This window comes from Sphingobium sp. FG125, assembly GCF_057809795.1.
The window spans coordinates 99270-123596 of the sequence record NZ_JBMDKQ010000012.1; the positions used below are offsets into that span (position 1 = coordinate 99270).

Consider the following 24327-nt stretch of genomic DNA (forward strand, 5'->3'; position numbering starts at 1 on the left):
GACAGTTTTTATCGGCGGAATATCCCCACCATCTCGACATGGGTGGACCAGCGGAACTGGCCGACCGGACGCACCTGATCCAGCCGGTATCCGCCCGCCTGCAAGTGCGCAGCGTCCCGCGCAAAACTCGCCGGATTGCAAGACACATAGGCGATCACCGGCACGCTCGACTGCGCCAGTTGCATCACCTGTTCCCGCGCCCCCGCGCGCGGCGGATCGATCACCACGGCGGCAAAGCGGTTCAACTCTTCAGGCGTCAACGGACGGCGGAACAGGTCGCGATGATCCGCCACCATCCGCCGCTGCGCCCGCTGCCCCGCCAGCTTCAGCGCCAGCACCACGTCGCGCGCACCCTCCGCCGCATAGACCGGTCGCTCCGCCCCCAGTGCCAGCGCGAATGTGCCAAGCCCGCAAAACAGGTCCGCCACCGCGCCCGTCTCCGGCATCGCATCGCGCACCGTTTCTACCAGCGCCGCTTCGCCATCGGGCGTGGCTTGCAGGAAGGAGAAGGGCGGGAACGCCACCGGCACGCCGCCAAATGTCACCGTCGCGGCCTCCGGCTCCCAGCGTGTCTGCGGCCCGTCGCCCTCGTCGATCGTCAGCCGCGCCAGCCCATGCGTCCGCGCAAAATCGCCTAGCCCTTCGTCCGCCGCCAGCCCCTCGACCTTCACGCCCTCCAGCAGCAGGTCGACGCCCTGGTCGATCAGCGACAGGCGCACATGCGCCGCCCGCTTGTCCGGCAGGATCAGCCGCAGCAACCCCCGCAACGGCGCCAGCAGCGCGAACAGGCGCGGGTCCAGCACAGCACACATTTGCAAGTCGATCAGCGTATGGCTGCCCGCCTCGGCAAAGCCGATCGTGATGGTCTTGCCCGCCCGCGCCGCGCGCAGCGATGCCCGCCGCCGCGTCATCGGTGGCGAGAGATGCGGCGGCAACACCGTCTGCGCCACGACGCCCTGCCCCGCCAGCGCACCAACCACACGCCCAGTGACGAAATCAGCCAGGCTGGCCTCATCGACATGCTGCAATTCGCACCCGCCACAGGTCGGGAAATGCACGCAGGGCGGCTCGACGCGATGCGGCCCGGCGATGGTCGTGCCATCGGCCAGCAGCCGGTCGCCCGGCGCGGTCAGCGCGGCATGGCGGCCATCGGTGGTAATGCCATCGCCCCTGGCGGCGATGCGGATGATGATGTCTGGGTCAGTGTCGGTCACAATCGCGCGGCGATAGCCGCTGGCAACGCGGCAAGCAAATCATCGGCGATAAAAGCCGCGCTCGCCCGCCGCGCCGCATTGCCATGCAGCCACACGGCCTCACCCGCCGCGCGGAATGCGTCGCCCGTCACCGCCAACCGCCCGGCAACCAGCCCCGCCAGCACATCGCCAGTCCCGGCGGTCGACAGCCAGTGCGACGCGCCCGACGCCACCGCCACCCGACCGTCCGGCGCTGCAATCACGCTGTCCGCGCCCTTGTAGATCACCACCGCGCCGCTGCGCGCTGCCGCCGCCCGCACCCGGTCGATCTTGCTGCCCGGCAGGTCGCCGAACAGCCCCACAAATTCGCCCTCATGCGGGGTCAGGATCGCGCCGTCTGGTATCTGATCGACCCCGATCAGGGTCAGCGCATCTGCATCCAGCACCAGCCGATGCCCACAACCCAGCACCGCATCGAGCCGCGCCCGCGCCACAGCGTCGCGCCCCATGCCCGGCCCGACCAACACCGCCGCCAGCCGCGCATCGTTCAGCCCATCACGCAGCGCCTCGATCGTCCCGGCCTCCTGCGTCACGATAGCGTCAGCCCCATGGCGCAGATCATCCGCCGCCAGCCGCCGCACCATCCCCGCGCCCGATCGCGCCGCCGCCTGCGCCGCCAGCAGGCTGGCCCCGGCCATCGCGCCCCCGACCACGGCAACCAGTCCGCGCCTATATTTATGATCCTCCGCGCCCGGTGCGGCGAGTCGGGGCGGCATCAGCCGGTGAACCCTGTCCGACGCTGGAACGCCAATGTCAGCGCAGATCAGCCGCGCGACATACCCCGCCGCCGGGTAGAGCAGATGCGCCGGCTTGAGCGCACCCAGCGCGATACAGACGCCAAAATGCGGCACGGCCGACAGTAGCGCACCGCTGTCCGTCTCCACCCCGCTCGGCAGGTCGATCGCATAGCTGTGGCTTGCCGCCCCGGTCAGGTCGCACAGCCGTGCCGCCACCGCCGGATCAAGCCCCCGCGACAGGCCCGTGCCGAACAGCGCATCAACGAGTTGCATCGCAGGCCCAGCCGCCGCCACATCTTCGACCGGCCCGTCCCACGCCGCCCGCGCCCGGCGACTGGACTCCGTGCCACTCTCCCGCAGCGCCGCCACCCGCACCGGCACGCCCCGCGCCCGCAGCAGCCGGGCGATCACATAACCATCGCCGCCATTATTGCCCGGCCCGCACAGGACCAACGTGTCGCGCACCCCGCCCGCGCGCCAGATGATCTCGGCCGCCGCCGCGCCCGCTTTTTCCATCAATCCATAATCATCGACACCCGCATCGAACAACGCCTGTTCCGCTGCGCGCATCTGCGCGGCGGTCAGGATGGGCGTCCCGGCATTCATGGCGCCGATCCGGCGACCTTTACGGGCAGGCGATAGCGGTCGCCGCCAATGCGGATTTCGACCAGCCCGGCCTCGACGATCTGCAACCGCGCCATCTCCGCACCATCCGCCGCCTCCAGCCCGCGTCCATCAGCCAGCACCCGGAAACGGCGAAACCCGCCATCGGGATGACGGATCGTCAATATCTCGCCCGCCCGCTCGATCAGGCAATCCCGCGCCCAGGCCGCATCCGCCCCGATCGCGCAGTCCGCCTTGCCATCATCGACCGGACCCGCAGCCTGCTCCGGCTGCACCGCATTGCCCAGCTTGCCGGTTTCCCCGCCACAGGCCGCGAGCAACAGGACAGCCGCCAGCAAGAGCCTCACGTCAACGCCTTCCGGCACGCCAGCACCACCGGCCCCAAAATATCGGCAAAGCGCCGCTGGCCCGTTGCGTCCCCCACCAAGTCCTGCCGCATCTCGATGCCCAGATAGGGGATGCCATTGGCTTCGGCGTGGCGGTTCATCGTCGCGTTCAATTGCTTGCCTGAATAGGGCAACTGGTCCCCGACGATCAGCCCCTCTGCCTCCAGCAAGGGGATTGCGATCCGCGCGGCGCGATCATCCTGATTATACAGCACGCCAATCTCCCAGGGCCGTTTTTGCCCCGGATCGCTGGCCAGATGCGGCGTGAAGCTATGCACCGACAGGATGAACGGCGCGGTCATCGCCGCCAACAGCCGCTCGACCTGATGATGATAGGGATGGTGGAAACGCACCATCCGCTGCGCCAGATCGGCGTCGCGATTGCCGGATATGGCATGGCCGTCGCTCATCACCGGCAACAGGCCCGGCGCATCGGCCTCGCGATTAAGGTCGATCACCAGCCGCGATACGCCGCCCAATATCGCGGTGCAGCCCAGTTGCGCCGCCAGCAGCGCGCTGACCTCAGCCACGCCGATGTCGATGGCGATATGATTGGTCAGCAACGCGGGGTCGATGCCCAGGTCAATATCGTCCGGCACCCGCGCCGATGCATGATCGGCGATGATCAGCACGTCCAGACCGCCGCCGTCAATCTGGGTAAAGGCCTCGCTCATGCCGTCCTGATCCGCGTTTCCATCATCCACCAGTCGCGATGCGCCGCCTGCACCGCCATCGCCGCGTCGGCCATCGCCGCATCGCTATCGAACAGCGCAAAGCATGTCGCACCAGACCCGGACATGCGCGCCAGCCGCAACCCCTGATGCCCTGCCAGCGCAGCCAGCACCTGCGCAATCACCGGTGCCTCTGCCATCGCGGGCGCTTCCAGATCATTGCGCCCCTGCGCCACCAGCGCCTCCAGACTCGCCGCATCGAGCGGTCCGCGATCCACCCGGTCCCAACCGCTGAACACCTGCGCCGTGGACAGGCCGACCCCCGGATTGACCAGCAGCATCGCCATCCCCTCCAGCCCCTCGACCCGGTGCCGTCGCAGCCCTTCGCCGCGCCCCGTCACCATCTGCGTCACGCTGGCGACGCAAGCCGGAACATCGGACCCCAGATCGAGCGCCAGCCCCGCCAGCTCCTCCGCCTCGATCCGCACATCCCACAAGCGCGCCAGCAACCGCAGCGTCGCGGCCGCATCCGCCGACCCGCCGCCAATCCCCGACGCCACCGGCAATATCTTGGTCAGGCGGATCGCCGCGCCGCGCTGATCGCCCAGATAGGCCTGCAACGCCCGCGCCGCCTTTATGACAAGATTGCCCGGCCCCGCCTCCAGTGAGCGGCCAAACGGCCCGTCGATGATCAGGTCGATCGCCCCGTCGTCGGTCGCCACCGCACTCAGCTGGTCGCCATGTTCGGCAAAGGCGAACAGGCTTTCCAGCGCATGATAGCCATCGTCCCGCCGCGCCCGCACATGCAGCGCGACATTCACCTTGGCATAGGCGGTTTCGATCATCAGGCCCGCGTCCAGATCAGGGTGCGGCATATTCAGGCTTCAATCCCTGCTCGACCTTCGCTGCGATCCGCGCCGCGCCATCCCCCTGCGCAAACAGCGACGCCGCCGCCCAGGCATAGCGCGCCTCATAGCGCCGCCCTGCGCTCCACAGCGCGTCGCCCAGATGCTCATTGATCGTCGCGTCGCCCGGCGCACCCGCCGCCGCCCGCTCCAGCACCGGCACCGCGCCCGCCACATCGCCGGTCACATAATGCGCCCAGCCCAACGAATCGGCGATCGAGGCATCCTGGGGTTTCAGCGCACTCGCCTTCTTGATCAGGTCCAGCGCCGCCGCGACATTCTGCCGCCGCTCAATTTGCGCATAGCCCAGATAGTTCAGCACCATCGGTTCGTTCGGGGCCAGGGCCGCCGCCCGCTCCAGCACGACCCGCGCCTCGTCCCAGCGCTTGCCCTGTTCCAGCGCACTGCCTTCGAACAGCAGCAGCGCCCAGGGCAGTTCGCCCTCGCCATAGCCCGCCTGCGCGGCCCGGAACGCCGCCGCCGCACCGTCAAAATCATCCATATCCGCCAGCAACCGCCCCAGCCGCACCTGCCGTTCGCTTCCTGCGCCCGGTTCCGCCGCCAGCGATCGTGCCAGCGCCAGCGCCGCCTGCGTCTCGCCCGCCGCCGCCAGCGCATCGACCAGTTCCGCCTGACCCAGCGCCCCATACCAGCCGTCGACCGGCACCTTGCGCGCTTCGGCAACGCCGCCCAGCGCCAGCCCGCCCGCACTCAGCAGCTGCGCCGCCACCAGCTGCGCCTCCGCCCCGCCCGGATCGGCAAAGGTCGCGATCCGCGCCAGCCGAATGCCCATCGCCGCGCCGCTGGGGTCCGACGCCACATCAACCGCCAGCCGCGACAGCAGCCGGGCATAGCCCTGCACCGGCGTGATCGCCGCCGCCTTCACCTTGCCCCGCGCCAGATCGGCCCGCGCCCGCGCAAAGGCCGCTTCGCCCGGCGGCAACAGCATCAGCGCCTCCGCCTTCGCGCCCCGCCCTGCCAACTGCGCCGCCAGCGTCAGCCGCAACAGCGCGCTATCGCCGCCACGCAGCGCAATCGCCCGCCGAATCGCGGGCACCGCCGCCGTCAGATCGCCGCGACCCAGCGCCTGCAACGCCACATGCTCATCGACATAACGCTGCGCCAGCGCGGCAAAACGGTCCTGCCCCGCCACCACCGGCGCGGCATAATGCCCCTCACCCAATGTGATCCAACTGGTGATGATGGGCGCGAGGAAGGAGAAATTCCCTTCCTCCACCATCCGCGCCGTCAGCGTCCGCGCGCCCGTCCAATCCTTGCGCCCCAGCGCCTCACCGATCAGCAGCAGCGTGCCGTCGCGCGGCAAAGCCCCCTGCCCCTCCAGCAAGGCCGCCGACCGCAAGGCCAACGCCCGGTCGCCGCTTTCCAGCGCCTGACCATAGGATCGCCGCGCCACTTCGACACTCGCCGGATCAAGCGTCAGCGCCGCGCGATAGCTGTCCACCGCCAGCCCCATCGCCCCATCCCCGTCCGCCAGCCGCGCCCGCGCATAGGCGTGCAGCGCGCCCTGCGGATCGACCGACGCCCCGGCTGGAAAAACCGCCGGGGTCGTCAACAGCATGAAAAGGATCAGGCGCTTACATATTGGGATAGTTCGGTCCTCCACCGCCTTCTGGGACGACCCAGTTGATATTCTGGGTCGGGTCCTTGATGTCGCACGTCTTGCAATGGACGCAATTCTGCGCGTTGATCTGGAAACGGGGATTGCCCTCTTCCTGACCGACCACTTCATAGACGCCTGCGGGACAATAACGCTGCGCCGGCTCGTCATAAAGGGGCAGGTTGTAGCTGATCGGGATCGCGGGATCCTTCAGCTGCAAATGAACCGGCTGGTCCTCTTCATGATTGGTGTTGCTCAGGAACACCGACGAGAGGCGATCGAAACTCACCACGCCATCGGGCTTGGGATAGGCGATCTTTTCGCACGCCTCCTTGGGCCAGATTTTCTCATTGTCCGGCTTGTGCTTCATCGTGAACGGCAGGCCGATTTTGAGCGTCCGCATCCACATATCGATGCCCGCCAGCGCGGTGCCGATCGTGCCGCCGAACTTGCTCAGCAGAGGCTCAGCATTTTTTACCAGCTTCAGCTCATCGGCGATCCAGCTGGAGCGCAGCACATCCTCATAATCGGTCAGAACGTCGCTGCCGCGCTGGCTCTGCACCGCGGCAAAGGCCGCTTCGGCCGCCAGCATCCCGGACTTCATCGCCGTATGCGTGCCCTTGATCCGTGGCACGTTCACAAAGCCCGCCGAACAGCCGATCAGCGCGCCGCCGGGGAACACCAGCTTGGGAATGGACTGCCAGCCGCCCTCGTTGATCGCCCGCGCACCGTAAGAGACGCGCCGGCCGCCTTCGAGATATTTGCGGATTTCCGGGTGCTGCTTCCAGCGCTGAAATTCCTCGAACGGGTAGAGATGCGGGTTGCGATACCCCAGCCCGACGACAAAGCCCAATGCCACCTGGCCATTGGCCTGATGGTAGAGGAACCCACCACCATAAGCATCGGTCAGCGGCCAGCCCTGCGAATGGATGACGAGGCCCGGCTTGTGCATGGCAGGATCAATGTCCCACAATTCCTTCATGCCCAGTCCATAGACCTGCTGTTCGCAGTCCGCGTCGAGTGCGAACTGACGCTTCAATATCTTGGTCAGGTGGCCGCGCGCGCCCTCGGCAAAGAAAGTATATTTCGCGTGCAGCTCCAGGCCGGGCTGATAATCGCCCTTCTTCACGCCCTCCCGGTCGACACCCATGTCGCCGGTGGCCACGCCCTTCACGCTGCCATCTTCGTTATAGAGAATTTCGGCAGCGGCAAAGCCGGGGAAAATCTCGACGCCCAGACCCTCGGCCTGCTCGGCCAGCCAACGGCACAGATTACCCAGCGATCCGGTATAGGTGCCCTTATTATGCATCCAGCCCGGCGTCATGATGTGCGGCATCGCCATCTTGCCGCTCTTGGTCAGGAACCAGTGCTGATTGTCGGTCACCGGCGTCTCGGCCAGAGAACAGCCCATGTCGCGCCATTCCGGCAGCAATTCGTCCAGCGCCTTTGGGTCAATCACCGCGCCCGACAGGATATGGGCGCCGATTTCCGACCCCTTTTCCAGCACGCACACGGCCAGTTCCTGCCCGGCGTCATTGGCCAGCTGTTTCAGCCGGATTGCCGATGACAATCCCGCCGGTCCCCCACCGACGATGACGACGTCATAGGGCATCGATTCCCGTTCGCTCATAAACCCTCCAATGGGCCACCGGCGGGCTGCACCCCGTCCATCCAGTCGCCTTATTACTCCAACGCTTTGCCAATCATGGCGATGAAGAATCTTGACCCCTTCGTCAACCTCTGGCCCTAGATGATTATATGCGGGGTGAATTGCAGGATCATGCGGCGGCTGCCGACGCCTATATGGCGTGGTGGACGCTCGCGGGCGTGGATGGCGCCGTCGGCGATTCGCCGGTCAACTGGCTGCGTCCTGTGGCTGCCGCCGATCCTAAAGCGACGATTCGCGCCGGCACGGCGTCCGCCACCACTGAAAAAGAGCCCCAAAGCCTCGATTCGTTCCTTGGCTGGCTTGCCACCGATCCTGCCCAGCCCGAACGGCGCTGGCCCGGCGCACCCATATTGCCAACCGGTGGCGAAGGCGCATCGCTGATGGTCGTCACCGACCTGCCCGATCCGGCGGACATGGCGGCGGGGCAATTGCTCGCCGATCGCGCTGGCGCCCTGTTCGACGCGATGCTGCGCGCGATCCGGCTGGACCGCTCCACCATTCATCTGGCTTCGCTCTTCACCGCCCGTCCGCCCGGCGGCATGGTGGAGGCCGCTGATCTTTCCACCGTGGCCGACCGGATGCGCGCCCATGTCGCCCTCGCCCGGCCGCGCCGCCTGCTGCTGCTGGGCGATCGGACGATCCGTGCGCTGCTTCCGACGGATGCCGCCACGCCCCCCGATGGTTTACGCGACTTTAACCATGAAGGCGGCATTGTGCCTGCCGTCGCCACATTTCATCCCCGCCTGCTGCTGACCCAGCCAGCGGCGAAAGCGGAATGTTGGCGCGCCCTGCAAAGTCTGATCGAGGAAGTCCGCCCGTGATTCGTGCCGCGACCCAAATGTCCAGCCTGGCCCTGATGGCCATGGGACTGACTGCAACGCTGCCCGCCCGTGCCGAAACCGCCCCGATTTCTCCTGCAATCACCGCCGCGCCCGCTTCGCCGCTTCAGATTGGCGACGGGGCAAAGGCCAGCTATCGCGCCATCTTCACCGCCCTTCAGGGCCAGCAATGGGCCGAAGCCAGAACGATGATCAACGCGCTGGATGCGCAGGATGCCGTCCGCCCGTTCGCTTTGTCCGAACTTTATCTCGCAAAAGGATCGCCCAGGGTCGAACTGTTCGACCTGCTCGACCTCATCAACAAGGCCGCTTGGCTACCCAGGGCGGACCAGCTATCCCGCCTCGCCGAAAAGCGCGGCGCGACCATGTTGCCCACCCTGCCGCAGGTGCAGAAAATGGTGTGGCTGGGGTCTGCGCCCCGCCGCGAATATGTCGGATCGACCAAGACCGACACGCTGGCGATCGCGCTGGCGGGCCAGATCCAGAATTTCGTCAAGATCGACGATCCCGTCGGCGCCGAAGCGCTGCTGGCCACCGGCGAAACCGGCCTGACGCCAGAAGGGCTGACCGAAGTGCGCCAGCGGGTCGCCTGGGCCTATTATATCGAAAATGACGACGCCAATGCCCGCCGCATGGCCGCCCGCGCGCTCGAAACCCGCACCGGCGGCGACTGGACCGTGCAGGCGCATTGGACCGCAGGCCTTGCTGCATGGCGTCAGAATGACTGCCGCGCCGCGGCCCCCGCCTTCGCCAATGTCGCAGCCTTTGCCACCAACGCAGACATGCGCGCCGCTGGCGCCTATTGGGCCTCGCGCGCCTATATGGTCTGCGGCGAAGCAGGCAAGGTCGCCAACTATCTCAAACTCGCCGCTCGTTCGGAAGAAACCTTCTACGGCCTGCTGGCGCGCGAATCGCTGGGGATGCCGCTTGGCGCCCCACCGGTCGCCACCCGGTTCGGTCAGGCTGAATGGCTGGCGCTCAAGGACAGCCCCAATGCCCGTGCCGCCATCGCCCTCGCCGCGATCGGCGATACCGGCCGCGCCGACGAAATGCTGCGCTATCAGGCCAGGATTGGCGGCACCGCCCAATATGACGCGCTGCTCCGCCTGGCGAGCGCGCTCAATCTCCCCGCGACCCAGCTCTGGCTTGCCCATAATGGCCCGGCGGGCAAGCAACCGGCCAGCTTCGCCCGATTCCCCGCGCCCGACTGGCGCCCCGACGGCGGCTGGCGGGTCGATCCTTCGCTGATCTACGCCCACACTTTGCAGGAATCGGGCTTCCGTTCCGATGTCGTCAGCAGCGCGGGCGCGCGCGGCCTGATGCAGGTGCGCCCCGGCACCGGCAGCGACATGGGGCTGGCGTCTGCGGCGCAACTCTTCGTGCCCTCCACCAACATGGAATTTGGCCAGCGCTATCTCGAAGCGCTGCGCGACATGAGCGCCACCGGCGGGCTACTCCCCAAGGTGATGGCGGCATACAATGCCGGTCCTCTGCCGGTCGAACGGTGGAACAGCCAGGTCAAGGACAAGGGCGATCCATTGTTGTTCATGGAATCGCTGCCCTATTATGAAACCCGCGCCTATGTGAACATCGTCATGCGCAATTACTGGATGTACCAGATCCAGGCGAAGGGGACCGCTGACTGCCTGACCGGCATGGCGCAGGGCATGTGGCCGACCTTCCCCAATGCCAAGGGGGTGAAACTTGTTCGCATCAGCCAGGCCGATGGCCGCGCCAGCATGGGTGGCGGGTCCGACTGATGCCGATCGACGAAAGCCGGACATTCATTCCCGTCCGCATCGCCGTCCTCACCGTGTCCGACACGCGCAGCGCCGCTGACGATCGTTCCGGCGACACGTTGGTCGAGCGGCTGGAAAGCGCGGGCCATATATTGGCTGCCCGCTATATCGAGCGCGACGACAAATCGGCGATCGTCGCCCGGCTCCACGCCTGGATAGACGATCCAGACATAGACGTGATCCTGACCACCGGCGGCACCGGCGTCACTGGCCGCGACATCACCCCCGAAGCGCTGGCCCAGGTGCAGGACAAGGAAATTCCGGGCTTTGGCGAACTGTTCCGCTGGCTCAGCTACCAGACGATCGGCACATCCACCATCCAGTCCCGCGCCACCGCCTGCGTCGCGCGCGGCACCTATATCTTCGCGCTCCCCGGATCGACCGGCGCAGTCAAAGATGCGTGGGACGGCATCTTGTCCAGCCAACTCGACAGCCGCTTCCGCCCCTGCAATTTCGTCGAACTGATGCCCCGCCTGACGGAGCGCTGACCCGGACTTGCCATATGCGATATGGGCTAGCTTTACGAACTTCCGATTGACATTTTGTTCCTTTTATGTTCTTATCCCGTCATGGGAATAGAGAAAGGGAGAGGCGCAACACTCAACGCACAAAGTGTGCGTTTTTCCCTGCCCAAACGCGAAACCGACGGTGACTGGCTCGACGCCGTGGCCGATATTGACGGACCGGTCCCCCGCCGCCGGACGCAGGTGACGGTCGAACATCCCCGCACGATCATCACCCGCAACACGTCGCCCGACATTGGTTTCGACCAGTCGATCAACGCCTATCGCGGCTGCGAACATGGCTGCATCTATTGCTACGCGCGGCCGTCCCACGCCTATCATGACCTGTCGCCGGGGCTGGATTTTGAAACGAAGCTGTTTGCCAAGCCCGACGCCGCCAAATTGCTGCGCGCCGAACTGTCGAAGAAAAATTACGCCGTCATGCCCATCGCCCTGGGCACCAATACCGATCCTTACCAGCCGATCGAGAAGGACTGGGGGATCACGCGATCTATCTTGGAACTGCTGGCGGAATGTCGCCATCCCGTGTTCATCACCACCAAGTCCGACCGCATCCTGCACGACTTGGATCTACTCGCCGCCATGGCGCGCGACAGGCTGGTGTCGGTCGCGATTTCGGTGACGACGCTCGACCCGGCGGTCGCCCGCACGCTGGAACCGCGCGCACCGCATCCGCTGCGCCGGGTGGAGGCGATCCGGCGACTGGCGGACGCTGGCGTGCCGGTCTATGCCAGCCTCTCGCCAATCATCCCGGCCATCACCGATCATGAGATTGAGAATATCGTCGCCCGCGTCGCCGCCGCTGGCGCGCGCGAAGTCACCTATATCCCCGTCCGCCTGCCCCATGAAGTCGCGCCTTTGTTCCGCGCCTGGCTCGATGCCCATTATCCCGATCGCGCGGCGCGGGTGATGGCGATCATCCGCGAGTTGCGCGGCGGACGCGACAATGACCCCAATTTCGGCAGCCGGATGCGGGGCCATGGCGTATGGGCGGACCTCATCCGCTCCCGTTTCGTCAAGGCCCGCAAGCGCGCCGGGCTGGGGGCGGAACGCCTAACCCTGCGCACCGACCTGTTCCGCCCACCCGAAGGCGCGCAGATGCGGCTGCTATGATCGTCAGCCGACCAGTCGCATCCCCGCCCGGCGGTTGCGGGTGCGATAGCCGTCCTGCGTCGCCTCCATCCGCTCGAACCGGTGGATCGTCAGGTTGGGAATCACCGATATGGCATCGACCTGATCCGCGCCCAGCAGGAAATCATCGCCCAGGAACAGCCGCACCGCCTGCCCGTTCGCAGCCGGCGTGCGCAGGAACAATTCGCTCCGCCCGCCCCGGCTCTGCGCCATCAGCGCCGCCAAAGCCTCGACCGCCGCCGGATCAGTCGCATCGACCACCAGTTCCATCCGCGACGCGCCGGCGATCAGCTTGAACGGCTCGATCTTGCGCACCGTCACACGCGGCGTTTCCTCGCCCGGCAGTCGGTCCAACTCGACATAGAGCAGCGCACAATCGCCATCCCGCACCAGTTCCTCGATCGCCTTGCAGGCATCCTCCTCGAAGCAGCTGGCCTGAAACTGCCCGCTACTGTCGGAAAATGTCGCATTGGCATAACGCGCCCCGCGCTTGGTCTCGCGCCAGCGCACATCCTCGACCATCGCCGCCATGACGCCAGTGGCGCGCGCCTCGCCGGTCAATGGCTCCACGCAGATCGCGCCATAGCTTTTTGCCCCCCGCGCATCGGCCAGATGGCGGTAGCGATCGACCGGGTGGGCGGAGAAATAGAAGCCGAATGCCTCCTTCTCTTGCGCCATCCGGTCCGCCACCGACCAAGCCTGATGCGGCGGAATACGGACGTCGGCATGGGGCGTCTCAACATCGCCAAACAGCCCGCCCTGCCCGCTTTCCCGCGCCTGCGCCGCGCTCGACGCAACGCTCAATATCGTCTCGGCCGCTGCGTGAACCCCCGCCCGGTCGGCATGGATCGCATCGAATGCACCAGAGGCCGCCAGACTCTCCAGCTGCCGCCGGTTGAGCAGGCGCGGCTCGATCCGGTCGGCAATATCATCCAGGCTCTTGAACAGCCCACCGGCGTCACGTTCCGCGACCAGCTGGTCCATCGCCTTCTCACCCACGCCTTTCAGGCCGCCCAGCGCATAGCGCACCGCATAGCCCAGACGCGGATCATCGCCCTCATGCGCGATCGGCTCGACCGAAAAGTCCGCCTGGCTGCGGTTAATGTCGGGCGGCAGACAGGTCAGCCCCATGCGCCGCATATCGTCCACGAACACGGTCAGCTTGTCGGTCAGGTGAATATCGAACGCCATCGACCCGGCATAGAATTCCGCCGGATAATGCGCCTTGAGCCACGCCGTCTGATAGGCAAGCAAGGCATAAGCCGCCGCGTGCGATTTGTTGAAGCCATAGCCTGCGAACTTGTCGATCAAGTCGAACAATTCATTCGCCTTGGTCGGCTTGATGTCGCTAGCGGCACAGCCGTCGACAAAGCGGGACCGCTGCGCGTCCATCTCCGCCTTCACCTTCTTGCCCATCGCGCGGCGCAACAGGTCGGCGTCGCCCAGGCTATAGCCAGCCAATATCTGCGCGGCCTGCATCACCTGTTCCTGATAGACGAAGATGCCATATGTCTCTTCCAGGATCGGCTTCAGCAATATGTGGGGATATTCAATCTCCTCCTGCCCATTCTTGCGCCGCCCGAACATCGGGATGTTGTCCATCGGGCCGGGCCGATACAGCGAGACCAGCGCGATGATGTCGCCGAAATTGGTCGGGCGGACGGCGGCCAGCGTCTTGCGCATCCCTTCCGATTCCAGCTGGAACACGCCGACCGTATCGCCGCGCTGGAGCAGGTCATAGACGGCGCTATCGTCCCAGCTGAGCGTATCCAGATCGACCGTGACACCCCGCGCCGCCAGCAGTTGCACCGCCTTTTGCAGCACCGACAGGGTTTTCAGCCCCAGAAAGTCGAACTTCACAAGGCCCGCACCCTCGACATATTTCATGTCGAACTGGGTGACAGGCATGTCGGACCGCGGATCGCGGTAAAGCGGGACCAGTTGCTGCAAGGGTCGGTCGCCAATCACCACGCCTGCGGCATGGGTGGAACTGTGGCGCGGAAAGCCCTCCAGCTTCATCGCATAGTCGATCAGCCGTTTGACCTGCGCGTCATTGTCATATTCCGCGCGGAACTCCGCCACGCCGTTCAGCGATCGTTCCAGTGTCCAGGGATCGGTCGGGTGGTTGGGCACCAGCTTCGCGAGGCGATCGACCTGGCCATAGCTCATCTGGAGGACGCGCCCGGTATCTTTCAGAACCGCGCGCGCCTTGAGTTTTCCGAATGTGATGATCTGCGCAACATGATCGGTGCCATATTTCTGCTGGACGTAGCGGATGACTTCACCCCGCCGTGTTTCGCAAAAATCGATGTCGAAGTCGGGCATCGACACACGTTCCGGGTTCAGGAAGCGCTCGAACAGCAGGCCCAGTTGCAGCGGATCAAGATCAGTGATCAGCAGCGCCCAGGCGACGACCGAGCCTGCGCCGGAACCACGGCCCGGACCCACCGGAATATCATGGTCCTTCGCCCATTTGATGAAGTCGGCAACGATCAGGAAATAGCCGGGAAAGCCCATCTGGATGATGATGTCGGTCTCAAATTTGAGCCGGTCGAGATAGGGCTGGCGCGCTGCGTCGTCGATGATGCCGAGCTTGGCCAACCGCGCGTCGAGACCGGCACTCGCCAGATCGCGCAGCATCCGCGCCTCGCCCTCGATATCGCCAGCCAGGCTCGGCAGGATCGGCTTGCGCTTGGGGGCTGCAACCGCGCAGCGCTGGGCGACGACCAGCGTGTTGGCCAATGCTTCGGGCAGATCGTCGAACAGGCGCCGCATTTCGGCTGCCGGTTTCATCCAGGCGTCGGGCGAACTGGTGCGCCGGTCGGGCATGTCAACGTAAGCGCTGTCGGCAATGCAGAGCATGACGTCATGCGCGGCGTGGAAATGCGGCTCGGTAAAGCAGGTCGGGTTAGTCGCGACCAAGGGCAGGTTGCGGGCATAGGCCAGCTCCAGCAACTCCGGCTCGGCCTTCCCCTCGACCGGATCGAGCCGACGGCAGATTTCGATATAGAGCCGGTCGGGGAACAGCGCTTCCAGCCGCTGCGCATAGGCCAGCGCCGCGTCGGGCTGATCCTCCGCGAACAGCCGTGCCAGTGCGCCCTCACCCCCTGCCGTCAGCGCGATCAGCCCGTCGGTGCGGCCTTCCAGCACGTCCAGCCCGACATGCGGCACTTCTTCCAATGGCCGGTCGAGATGTGCCATCGACACCAAAGCGCACAGATTGTCATAGCCCGTCTCATCCTGCGCATAGAGCGCCAGCCAATCATGCACCGGGGCCGCATTAGCCGGACGACCGGGCCGCAATATGCCCAGCATCGCACCGATCAGCGGTTGCACCCCCTCGCTCTTGCAGGCGTCGGAGAAGGCCATCGATCCGTAGAGACCATTGCGGTCGGTGATCGCGGCGGCGGGGAAACCCAGCGCCTTGGCCTGCTTGGCGATCTTCTTGGGATCGATCGCCCCCTCCAGCATGGTGTAGGAGGAGAAAATGCGGAGCGGAACGAAAGCGGCGTGAGGCATGGAGCATACTATCCAGAAGGCTTGATTCGTGACCAGCCCTGCTGGAGAAAAGTCTGTGGGTAAGATTGGATCGTTACTCCAAAACGCCCTCATGCAACCGGACCACCCGGTCCATCTTGGCCGCCAGCCGTTCATTATGGGTCGCGACCAATGCCGCCGATCCTTCTTCGCGCACGAGCCGCAGAAATTCGGCCAGCACGATGTCGGCGGTGCGCTCGTCCAGATTGCCCGTGGGTTCGTCCGCCAGCACCAAGGCGGGCCGGTTGGCAAGGGCGCGGGCGACGGCGACACGTTGTTGTTCGCCACCCGACAATTGGCTAGGGCGATGGTCGAGGCGATGGCCTAGGCCCAAAGATGTCAGCAGCGATTCCGCGCGGGTTCGCGCAATCGCCATGTCGGTATCGCGGATCACCTGCGGCAGGATGACATTTTCGGTCGCGTTGAAATCGGGCAGCAGATGGTGGAACTGATAGACGAAGCCCATGGCATCGCGGCGCAAGCGGGTGCGACCGTCATTATCGAGCTTGGCCGCTTCCTCGCCATCAATGCGGATCGACCCGTCAAAGCCGCCCTCCAGCAGACCAACCGCCTGCAACAGGGTGGATTTGCCGGAGCCTGACGGTCCCAGCAGCGCGACGATCTCGCCCTGCCCCACGGTCAGGTCGACGCCGCGCAGGACATGGATCGTCTCACCGCCCTGAGTGAAACTGCGGGTGAGGCCTGTGACCTTGAGAATGTCATTCATAGCGGAGAACCTGCACCGGATCGGTATTGGCGGCCTTGAAGGCCGGATAGAGGGTAGCGAGGAAACTGAATACCAGCGCCATGATGCAGATGGTGGCGATCTCCACCGGATCGGCCTGAGAGGGCAGTTCGGTCAGGAAACGGATCGAAGGATCCCAGAGGTTCTGGCCGGTCAGGAACTGGATCGCGTTGACCACGCTCTGGCGGAAGAAGAGGAAGGTGAAGCCCAGGATCAGCCCCGCCACCATGCCAAGCGTGCCGATCGTGACGCCCACGGTCATGAAAATCCGCACCAGCCCTGAGCGGCTGGCCCCCATCGTCCGCAAAATCGCAATGTCGCGCGTCTTGGCGCGCACCAGCATGATCAGCGAGGAAAGGATGTTGAACACCGCGACCAGCACGATGATCGACAGCACCACGAACATCGCCACCCGCTCGACCGCCAGCGCCTCGAACAAAGAAGCGTTCATCTGCCGCCAGTCGGTGATGACCGCGCGGCCAGCGACCTTACCTGCCAGCGGCTCCAATATCTGGCCGACCTTGTCGGCGTTCACCGTCTCGACCTCGATCATGCCGACGACATCGCCGAGCAGGAGCAGGGTCTGGGCGTCCTCCATCGGCATGACGACGAAGGCTTTATCATAATCATAGATGCCGACCTCAAAAATGGCAGCGACCTGATAGGCGACCTGACGCGGCACTGTGCCAAAGGGCGTGGAGCGGCCTGCGGGATTGATGACGGTCAGGCTGTCGCCCAACTGAATACCCATATTTTCCGCCAGGCGCGATCCGATGCCGATCTTGCCGCTGTTGGCGGTCAGATTGTCGAGGCTGCCAGCGACCACCTTGCCCTTGAGCGTCTTGTTGGTGCGGATATCGGGCACGGTCATGCCGCGCACCAGCACGGCTTCGGCCCGGCCGTTGAAGGTGGCGAGCAAGGGTTGTTCGATCATCGGCGTCGCGCTGGTGACGCCCGGCGTCGCTTTGGCCTCTGCCAGAACCGATTTCCAGTCGGGCAGGCGACCGCCATAGCCCTGCACCACGGCATGGCCATTGAGGCCGACAATCTTGTCGAACAGTTCGGCGCGAAAGCCGTTCATGACGCTCATGACGATGATGAGCGCAGCGACACCCAACATGACGGCGGCCAGGCTGATCCCGGCGACGAGGAAGATGAAACCCTCCCCCTTGCCAGGCAACAGGTAGCGTTTGGCGATCATGCGTTCGTAGCGGGATAGAATCATGTGGCGCGGGCGGCCTTTGTGGAGGGACAGGCTGATCGTCTAGGCATAGCGTCCGATAACGGCAAGCATTGCCAGATTGTTGCATCGTGGCCACAGGCATCGGCGCAAAATCACACGCACCTGATTTTGCCCGTGACTCCGCCCTGCAGCGGTCATAGCAAGATACTCGAAGCACAGGTAAAAGGCCGTGGTTCAGGGATACTGCATCCCGCTTTGATGCTTAGGGGGCTAAGAAGCGGTTGAGGCAGACCAAGGGGGAGACGAGCAATCGTCCATTAAGCGCCCGGATCGTGAAACCACGGTCCGGGCGCTTTTTTGTCTGCACTTTTTATCGCACCCTGGCGATGGGACAAACTGTCCACCCCTTGTCCATCCGTACCGAGCTGGACGCGCATAAAATCCTCTTGAAACCCGAAAAGCCCGAACCATATCAAGCGCGTCCGGCCGCCATTGGGGCTGGACGCAGTATTGCCGGACGCCGGTTTCGGGTTCGGCAGGTTCATTTTGCTCTTTGGGAGATTATGACGATGCGTAACTTTGACCTGACCCCCTATCGCCGCTCGACCGTCGGGTTCGATCGCCTGTTCGACCTGATCGAAAACAACGCACGCTTGAGCCAGGGCGACAATTATCCGCCCTTTAACATCGAGCGCCTGTCGGAAGATCGCTATCGCGTGACGCTGGCCGTTGCAGGCTTTCGGCCTGACGAGATCGACATCACCGCGCAGCAGAATCTGCTCCAGGTGATCGGTCGCAAGGATGAAGGGTCGCCAGCCGACCGGTCCAAATATCTGCATGTCGGCATCGCCAACCGCAGCTTCGAGCGGCGGTTCGAGTTGGCCGATTTCGTGCGGGTTGAAAAGGCGGACCTGGCAGATGGGCTGCTGGTGATCGACCTGCTGCGCGAAGTGCCTGAAGCGATGAAGCCCAAGAAGATCGCCATCAATGGCGGTCAGCTTGTGGAAATCACCGCCAAGGATCGCGACGCGGCCTGATAGGCAAGTCGGGGCGCAGCCTGCCAAAGGCTGCGCCCTTTTTTATATCTCGACCTGGCTGCCCAGTTCGACCACGCGGTTTGTCGGCAGGCGGAAAAATTCCATCGCGCTTTCCGCGTTGCGCAGCATCCAGGCGAAGATTTTTTCCCGCCACAGCGGCATCCCCGGCTTGGCCGATGGCAGCAGCGTCTGGCGCGCCAGGAAGAAGCTGGTGTCCATCATCTTGAACGCCTGACCACAGCCAGCGACATTTTTGAGCGCAGCGGGGACGTCCGGCTCCTGCATGAAGCCGAACTGCAGCACCATGCGGAAGAAGCCCCGGCCCAGATCCTCCAGCTTGCAGCGCCCGTCATCCTCGACCACCGGCACATCCCTGATCTTGACCGTCAGCAGGATCACCCGTTCGTGCAGCACCTTGTTGTGCTTGAGATTGTGTAGCAGCGCATGGGGGACGCCGTCGGGCGTTGACGTCATGAACACCGCCGTGCCGGGAACGCGCACCGCGCTGTTGGCGGCAGAGGCGACGAATACGGGGATCGGCATGGCCGCTTCGCGCAGACGATCCTGCACCAGGCGGCGACCGCGCGACCATGTGGTCAGCAGGGTGAAAATGATGAAGCCGATCAGCAGCGGGAACCAGCCGCCATCGGGAACCTTGGTCAGGTTCGCGGCCAGATACGCCCCATCGACGATGTAGAATATCGCAAGCACCGGCGCGGCATAATACCATTTCCAGTGCCACAGACGATACAGCACCACCGTCAGCAGCACATTGTCGATGAACATGGCGCCGGTCACCGCGATGCCATAGGCGGCGGTCAGGTTGGACGATGTCCTGAAGGTCAGCACCAGCAGGATGACCATGACCATCAGACCCCAGTTGATCAGGGGAATATAGATCTGGCCTGCCGTTGCGGCGCTGGTGTGGGCGATGCGCAGGCGGGGCATGAAGCCCAATTGGATCGCTTGCTGCGTTACCGAGAAAGCGCCGGAGATGACCGCCTGCGACGCGATGATGGCGGCCATGGTGGCCAGCATGATCAGCGGCAATTGGCCCCATTGCGGCGCGAGATTGTAGAAGGGGCTGTGGAGCGCGGCTGCGCCTTCGCGGAACAAGAGCGCGCCCTGCCCCATATAGTTGAGCATCAGCGCCGGCAGGACGAAGGCCAGCCAGGAGACTCGGATCGGGTTGCGACCGAAATGGCCCATATCGGCATAGAGCGCCTCCGCCCCGGTCACTGCCAGCACGACGGAACCCAGCGCCAGAAAGGCAGGCAAGGGATCGGTGACGAAGAACATCACCGCCCAATAGGGGTTGAAGGCATAAAGGATGCCGGGGGTCTTGACGATGGAAAGGACGCCAAGGCCCGCAATCGTGACGAAATAGAGCAGCATGATCGGGCCAAACATGGCTGCGACCTTGTTCGTCCCCAGCCCCTGTATCCAGAACAGGCCGAGCAGGATGATGATCACGACCGGCAGGATGGCCGGTGCCAGCGCGGGATTATAGACCGCAAGCCCCTCCACCGCCGACAGCACCGACACCGCCGGGGTAATCATCGAGTCGCCGTAGAAAAGCGCAGTCGCGAACACGCCCAGCAGCACGATGCCGCGCGACCAGCGCTGCGTCTTGGTCTGGCCATTGATCAGCGCCAGCAGAGCCAAGCTGCCGCCTTCGCCCTTATTATCGGCGCGCATGATGATGCTGACATATTTGAGCGTCACCACCAGCATCATCGACCAGAACATCAGGCTGATCACGCCCAATATATGGTCCGGGTCCAGCGTGAGCGGGTGATGCCCGGCGAAGGTTTCGCGGAAGGCATAGAGCGGGCTGGTGCCGATGTCACCGAACACGATGCCGATCGCGCCGACGACCAGCTTGATCGTCGCCTTTTGCCGGGAATGGCCATGGCCGCCATCATGATCGTCCGTAGGGGACGATGGCGCGGTGTTGGGAAGAAGGTCAGCCACGAAGGACAAGCCGAATTGTCATGCTCTGTTCGACACCCGTTCAAAGGCGATCACGGAAAATACCGCCACCCCCGCAAGCCGCCGCGCCCTATCACGGCTCCCATGGCCACGCAATGCGGGCTGACCGCCGATCATGGGCGGGCAGGACCGTCTGCCGCCAGCAGCGAATCGATACGCGCGATATTGACTTCCAGTTCCGTCCTGATCGCACTGCCCGGCGGCGTAGCGGCGGCAAGGGGTGCCCAAAGGTCACGCGCGGCCTGCAACTGGCCATTACGGGCAAGGGCAAGGCCGTAAAAATAGCGGGGCGCCGGTCCATCGGGATCGAGGGTGAGTGCGCGGCGATAGGCGAAGTCTGCGCCGGGCGACACGACACCATCGGCATGGGAGACCAGCGCATTGCCAAGGCCGAGCCAGAGATTGGCGTCATTGGGCGTCTGGCGAAGGCCGGCCAGCAGGATATTGGCCGATTCCTTCGTCTTGCCCTGCCGCCCCAGGCCATCGGACATGACCAGCCACTGCCCGGCGGGACCATAGCGTTCGGCAAGGCCGCGCCGTTGTTCGGCCAGCTTCTCATCGAAAGGTTCTTCGACCTGCTTGATGGAACGCGGCGCGCCGGCGAGGCCCGGATTGCCCTGCCAGGCATAGCCTGCAAGGCCGAGGAGGAGCGCGGCGGCGCTGATTTCGCGGGCGGATCGCGGGATACGGCCCACCAGCAGCATGGCGAGGAAGGCCAAGGCAGCAAGGCCAAAGGCGAGGAACCAGCCGGTCATGATCGCGCCTTTCGCTTGATTCGGCCACGCAGGAGCAGGACGCCCAGCCCCAGCAGCACCAGCGGCGCGGCCCAGAGCGGCCAGAGAATCGGCGCTGCAGTGGGTTCATAACTGACCCAGTCGCCATAGCGGGCGATCAGCCAGGCGCGGATCGCTTCGGGCTGTTCGCCCGCCATGATCCGTTCGCGGATTTGCGAGCGCATGTCGCCTGCCATGCTGGCGTTACTGTCGGCGATCGACTGGCTCTGGCAGGTGAGGCAGCGGATGGTTTCCATCAGCGCCTTCGCCTTGCGCTCCAGTGCCGGGTCGGCAAGCTGGCGATCGGCATAGGGCGCGGGCGGGAGCGCGGTCTGGGCGGCCAGCGGGGTCGCGATCAATGCGAAGAGGAGAAGGATCAGCTTCATTGCGCGGCCCTCAGCCGGTCAAGGATCATCGGGACATCATCGGCGCGGATTTCGCCGATATGCTGATAGGCGATGCGGCCCTTGCCATCGATGACGAAGGTTTCGGGGACACCAGACGAGCCGAGCGCGATCTGGACTTCGCTGCGGGCGTCGAGGCCGATGCGGGCATAGGGGTTGCCGTTGCGTTTCAGGAAGGCATCGACATCGGGGCGGGCGTCGCGGATGGCGATGGCGTCGATCTGGGCACCGGCAGCTTTGAGCGCGTCCAGTTGCGGCGCTTCGGCGGCGCAGGGAACACACCAGCTGGCGAAAATGTTGAGCAGGCGCGGCTGACCAGTGGCGAGTTGCGCGCTGTCGAGAGACGGGCGGTCGCTGGCGGCTGCGGGGAGCGTGAAGGCCGGGAGCGGCTGGCCGACGAGGCGCGAGTGGATGATGCGGTCGTCAGGCTGGAAGAGGCCGCTGGCGAACAGGGCGATGAAACCCAGGAACAGGGCAAGCGGCAGCCAGATGAGCAATTTCCTCATGCCGCTGCCCTCGCCCGCCATTTCATCAGCCAGCCGCGCCGTTCGCGGCCAAGCAGCGCCAGTGCGCCGCCCAGCGCGATCATGATGCCGCCGAGCCAGATGAGCGTGACAAAGGGCTTCCACCAGATGCGCAGCTGCCAGCGGCCACCCTCCACTTCCTCACCCAGCACGACGTAGATCTGGCCGTCCCAGCGGGTCAGTAGCGCAGCTTCGCTGGTCGAAGTGGGCGGTGAGGCGAAGAAGCGGGACTGGGGGTGGATGGTGACGGGCGCGCCGTTACGGCGGACTTCCATGTCTGCCTGGAGCGCGGTCCAGTTGTCACCGGCGATGGGCTGGATCTGGAGGAAGCGGAGCTGCCAGCCTGCGGTCTCGATCATGTCGCCGGGGCGGGCGGCGACCAACTTCTCGACGGTGAAGGCGGAGTCGCTGGCCATGCCGCCGAGGCTGACGGCGCAGCCCAGATGGGCGATGACCATACCGTAGGTGAAGAGCGGAGTGCGGCGCAGGTTGCGTTTCCACAAGGGCGCGAGGCTGGCGACGGCGACTGATCCGGCGATGACGAGGCCGAGGAAAGGCAGGATGCCGATGCGGCCCCAGGCTAAAGCCGACACTAAGCCGAACAATAGTAGCGCGATTCCAAATGGGATCAGCAAACGTTTGCTAACGACCCGCGCCTGATCGCGCCGCCAGCGCACCAGCGGGCCGACCGCCATGGCGATCATCAGCGCCAGTGCGATCGGCCCGGCGATGCGATCGAAATAGGGCGCGCCGACCGAGACTTTGTGGCCGAAAGCCTCGGTCATCAGCGGATAGAGGGTGCCGATCAGGACGAGGCCAAGGATCACGGTGAGCAGCAGATTGTTGATGACCAGCATGGTTTCACGGCTAACCAGTTCGAACGGCGCGCCTTCGCGCACCGCGCCGATGCGCCAGCCGAACAGGGCGAGCGCGCCGCCGATATAGAGGGCCAACAGGCCTAGAATGAAGCTGCCCCTTGTCGGATCGACAGCGAAGGCGTGAACGCTGGTCAGGATGCCGGAGCGGACGAGGAAGGTGCCGACCATCGACATGGAGAAGGCGACCACGGCCAGCATCACCGTCCAGGCGCGCAGCGCGTCGCGGGTGGCCAGCACGGTGACGCTGTGCAGCAGGGCGGTTGCGGCCAGCCAGGGCATCAGCGAGGCATTCTCGACCGGGTCCCAGAACCACCAGCCGCCCCAACCCAACTCATAATAAGCCCAGTAGCTGCCCGCCGTAATGCCGAGCGTCAGCAATACCCACGCCCCCAGCACCCATGGCCGCATGGCGCGGGCGAAGGATGCGTCCACCTGCCGCGTCAGCAGCGCACCGATGGCGAAGGAGAAGGCGACGGATAAGCCGACATAGCCCAAATAGAGGGTGGGCGGATGGAAGGCGAGGCCGGGGTCTTGCAGCAGGGGATTAAGCCCCTGCCCGTCCGCTGGCGCGGGGGAGATGCGGGCGAAGGGGTTTGAGGAGAAGAGCAGGAAGGCGTAGAAGCCCAGGCTGATCGCGGCCTGCCCGCCCAAAGTCGCCATATGCGTGTCGCGGCGCAGGGCGCGCTCGAACAGGGCAACCGCGGCCCCGGCGACGCCCATGACTGTGACCCAGAGCAGCATCGATCCTTCATGATTGCCCCATGTCCCGGCAAATTTGTAGAGCCAGGGCTTGGCCGAATGGCTGTTGGTCGCGACCAGCAGCACCGACACGTCGGATCGCATGAAGAGGGTGATGAGCAGGGCAAAGGCGATCGCGGTCAGGACGCCCTGCGCCACGGCGGCGGGGCGGACGGCGGCGAGCAGGTCGGGCTTGTTGCCCTTGAGGCCGATGAAGGCGAGGACCAACTGGAGCAGCGCGAGCGACGCGGCGAGCCAGAGCGCGGCGAGGCCGGTTTCAGCGATCATGAAAAGGATGCCACGATGAAAATTCCGTTCGGGCTGAGCGAAGTCGAAGCCTTACACTGAGCATAGCGAAGT

At 65.0% G+C, this 24327-nt stretch carries 20 protein-coding genes; 5 read left to right on the forward strand and 15 right to left on the reverse strand.

All coding sequences use genetic code 11. The features are described 5' to 3' along the window. Nucleotides 1-8: 8 nt before the first annotated feature. From ACODSR_RS13195 to ACODSR_RS13225, 7 genes are read right to left on the reverse strand one after another with little or no spacing between them, the layout of a single operon-like run. A complete protein-coding gene (locus ACODSR_RS13195) occupies nucleotides 9-1214 on the reverse strand; it encodes a class I SAM-dependent RNA methyltransferase (protein ID WP_489077168.1) in 1206 nt (401 codons plus the stop codon). Then, entirely contained in the window at nucleotides 1211-2596 is a 1386-nt protein-coding gene (locus tag ACODSR_RS13200) for an NAD(P)H-hydrate dehydratase (RefSeq protein ID WP_489077170.1), read from the reverse strand. The genes ACODSR_RS13195 and ACODSR_RS13200 overlap by 4 nt, the downstream gene beginning before the upstream one ends. Continuing rightward, entirely contained in the window at nucleotides 2593-2961 is a 369-nt protein-coding gene (locus ACODSR_RS13205) for a hypothetical protein (RefSeq protein ID WP_489077172.1), read from the reverse strand. Before ACODSR_RS13205 ends, ACODSR_RS13200 begins: the two co-directional genes overlap by 4 nt. Further along, nucleotides 2958-3674: an N-formylglutamate amidohydrolase gene (locus ACODSR_RS13210; RefSeq protein WP_489077174.1), complete on the reverse strand. Its 717-nt coding sequence runs from the start codon at nucleotides 3672-3674 to the stop codon at nucleotides 2958-2960. The genes ACODSR_RS13205 and ACODSR_RS13210 overlap by 4 nt, the downstream gene beginning before the upstream one ends. Next, nucleotides 3671-4546, reverse strand: coding sequence for a 4-(cytidine 5'-diphospho)-2-C-methyl-D-erythritol kinase (locus tag ACODSR_RS13215; RefSeq protein ID WP_489077175.1), 876 nt, complete (start codon nucleotides 4544-4546; stop codon nucleotides 3671-3673). Before ACODSR_RS13215 ends, ACODSR_RS13210 begins: the two co-directional genes overlap by 4 nt. Further along, complete coding sequence (locus tag ACODSR_RS13220; RefSeq protein WP_489077232.1) at nucleotides 4533-6152, reverse strand: tetratricopeptide repeat protein; 1620 nt, start codon at nucleotides 6150-6152, stop codon at nucleotides 4533-4535. Before ACODSR_RS13220 ends, ACODSR_RS13215 begins: the two co-directional genes overlap by 14 nt. A 19-nt stretch (nucleotides 6153-6171) precedes the next feature. After that, nucleotides 6172-7824, reverse strand: a complete 1653-nt coding sequence (locus ACODSR_RS13225; protein ID WP_489077177.1) for an electron transfer flavoprotein-ubiquinone oxidoreductase — start codon at nucleotides 7822-7824, stop codon at nucleotides 6172-6174. 128 nt (nucleotides 7825-7952) lie between these two features. Here ACODSR_RS13225 and ACODSR_RS13230 point away from each other — a divergent pair, with 128 nt between their 5' ends. The 4 genes from ACODSR_RS13230 to ACODSR_RS13245 all read left to right on the forward strand — a co-directional run bounded on the left by ACODSR_RS13230 (nucleotide 7953) and on the right by ACODSR_RS13245 (nucleotide 12138). Continuing rightward, a complete protein-coding gene (locus ACODSR_RS13230) occupies nucleotides 7953-8684 on the forward strand; it encodes a uracil-DNA glycosylase family protein (protein ID WP_489077179.1) in 732 nt (243 codons plus the stop codon). Further along, the gene (locus ACODSR_RS13235) at nucleotides 8681-10462 is read left to right on the forward strand and encodes a lytic transglycosylase domain-containing protein (protein ID WP_489077181.1); all 1782 of its coding nucleotides are present in this window, start codon (nucleotides 8681-8683) and stop codon (nucleotides 10460-10462) included. The genes ACODSR_RS13230 and ACODSR_RS13235 overlap by 4 nt, the downstream gene beginning before the upstream one ends. Next, nucleotides 10462-10989 (forward strand): molybdenum cofactor biosynthesis protein B, encoded by a 528-nt coding sequence (gene moaB, locus ACODSR_RS13240; protein ID WP_489077183.1) that lies wholly within the window; start codon nucleotides 10462-10464, stop codon nucleotides 10987-10989. Before ACODSR_RS13235 ends, moaB begins: the two co-directional genes overlap by 1 nt. A gap of 81 nt (nucleotides 10990-11070) precedes the next feature. Further along, nucleotides 11071-12138, forward strand: a complete 1068-nt coding sequence (locus ACODSR_RS13245; RefSeq protein WP_489077185.1) for a PA0069 family radical SAM protein — start codon at nucleotides 11071-11073, stop codon at nucleotides 12136-12138. A gap of 3 nt (nucleotides 12139-12141) precedes the next feature. Here the strand turns inward: ACODSR_RS13245 and dnaE are convergent, their stop codons facing one another. The 3 genes from dnaE to ACODSR_RS13260 form a co-directional block, all read right to left on the reverse strand. Next, the gene (gene dnaE, locus ACODSR_RS13250) at nucleotides 12142-15675 is read right to left on the reverse strand and encodes a DNA polymerase III subunit alpha (RefSeq protein WP_489077187.1); all 3534 of its coding nucleotides are present in this window, start codon (nucleotides 15673-15675) and stop codon (nucleotides 12142-12144) included. Nucleotides 15676-15748: 73 nt separating this feature from the next. Continuing rightward, entirely contained in the window at nucleotides 15749-16420 is a 672-nt protein-coding gene (locus ACODSR_RS13255; protein ID WP_489077189.1) for an ABC transporter ATP-binding protein, read from the reverse strand. Further along, nucleotides 16413-17663, reverse strand: a complete 1251-nt coding sequence (locus ACODSR_RS13260; RefSeq protein ID WP_489077191.1) for a lipoprotein-releasing ABC transporter permease subunit — start codon at nucleotides 17661-17663, stop codon at nucleotides 16413-16415. Before ACODSR_RS13260 ends, ACODSR_RS13255 begins: the two co-directional genes overlap by 8 nt. A 521-nt stretch (nucleotides 17664-18184) precedes the next feature. On the opposite strand from ACODSR_RS13260, the gene ACODSR_RS13265 reads away from it, so the two are divergent. Next, the gene (locus ACODSR_RS13265; RefSeq protein WP_182913916.1) at nucleotides 18185-18658 is read left to right on the forward strand and encodes an Hsp20 family protein; all 474 of its coding nucleotides are present in this window, start codon (nucleotides 18185-18187) and stop codon (nucleotides 18656-18658) included. 42 nt (nucleotides 18659-18700) lie between these two features. On the opposite strand, the gene ACODSR_RS13270 is transcribed toward ACODSR_RS13265, so the two are convergent. The 5 genes from ACODSR_RS13270 to ACODSR_RS13290 all read right to left on the reverse strand — a co-directional run bounded on the left by ACODSR_RS13270 (nucleotide 18701) and on the right by ACODSR_RS13290 (nucleotide 24255). Further along, the gene (locus ACODSR_RS13270) at nucleotides 18701-20632 is read right to left on the reverse strand and encodes a potassium transporter Kup (protein ID WP_489077193.1); all 1932 of its coding nucleotides are present in this window, start codon (nucleotides 20630-20632) and stop codon (nucleotides 18701-18703) included. A 131-nt stretch (nucleotides 20633-20763) separates the two neighbouring features. Next, nucleotides 20764-21405 (reverse strand): tetratricopeptide repeat protein, encoded by a 642-nt coding sequence (locus ACODSR_RS13275; RefSeq protein WP_489077195.1) that lies wholly within the window; start codon nucleotides 21403-21405, stop codon nucleotides 20764-20766. Continuing rightward, on the reverse strand, nucleotides 21402-21809 hold the full coding sequence (locus ACODSR_RS13280) for a cytochrome c-type biogenesis protein (RefSeq protein WP_489077197.1): 408 nt from the start codon (nucleotides 21807-21809) through the stop codon (nucleotides 21402-21404). Before ACODSR_RS13280 ends, ACODSR_RS13275 begins: the two co-directional genes overlap by 4 nt. Beyond that, a complete protein-coding gene (locus tag ACODSR_RS13285; protein WP_489077199.1) occupies nucleotides 21806-22333 on the reverse strand; it encodes a redoxin family protein in 528 nt (175 codons plus the stop codon). Before ACODSR_RS13285 ends, ACODSR_RS13280 begins: the two co-directional genes overlap by 4 nt. Next, nucleotides 22330-24255 carry a heme lyase CcmF/NrfE family subunit gene (locus tag ACODSR_RS13290; protein ID WP_489077201.1) on the reverse strand — a complete coding sequence of 642 codons (1926 nt, stop codon included), beginning with the start codon at nucleotides 24253-24255 and terminating at the stop codon, nucleotides 22330-22332. The genes ACODSR_RS13285 and ACODSR_RS13290 overlap by 4 nt, the downstream gene beginning before the upstream one ends. Nucleotides 24256-24327: the final 72 nt, after the last annotated feature.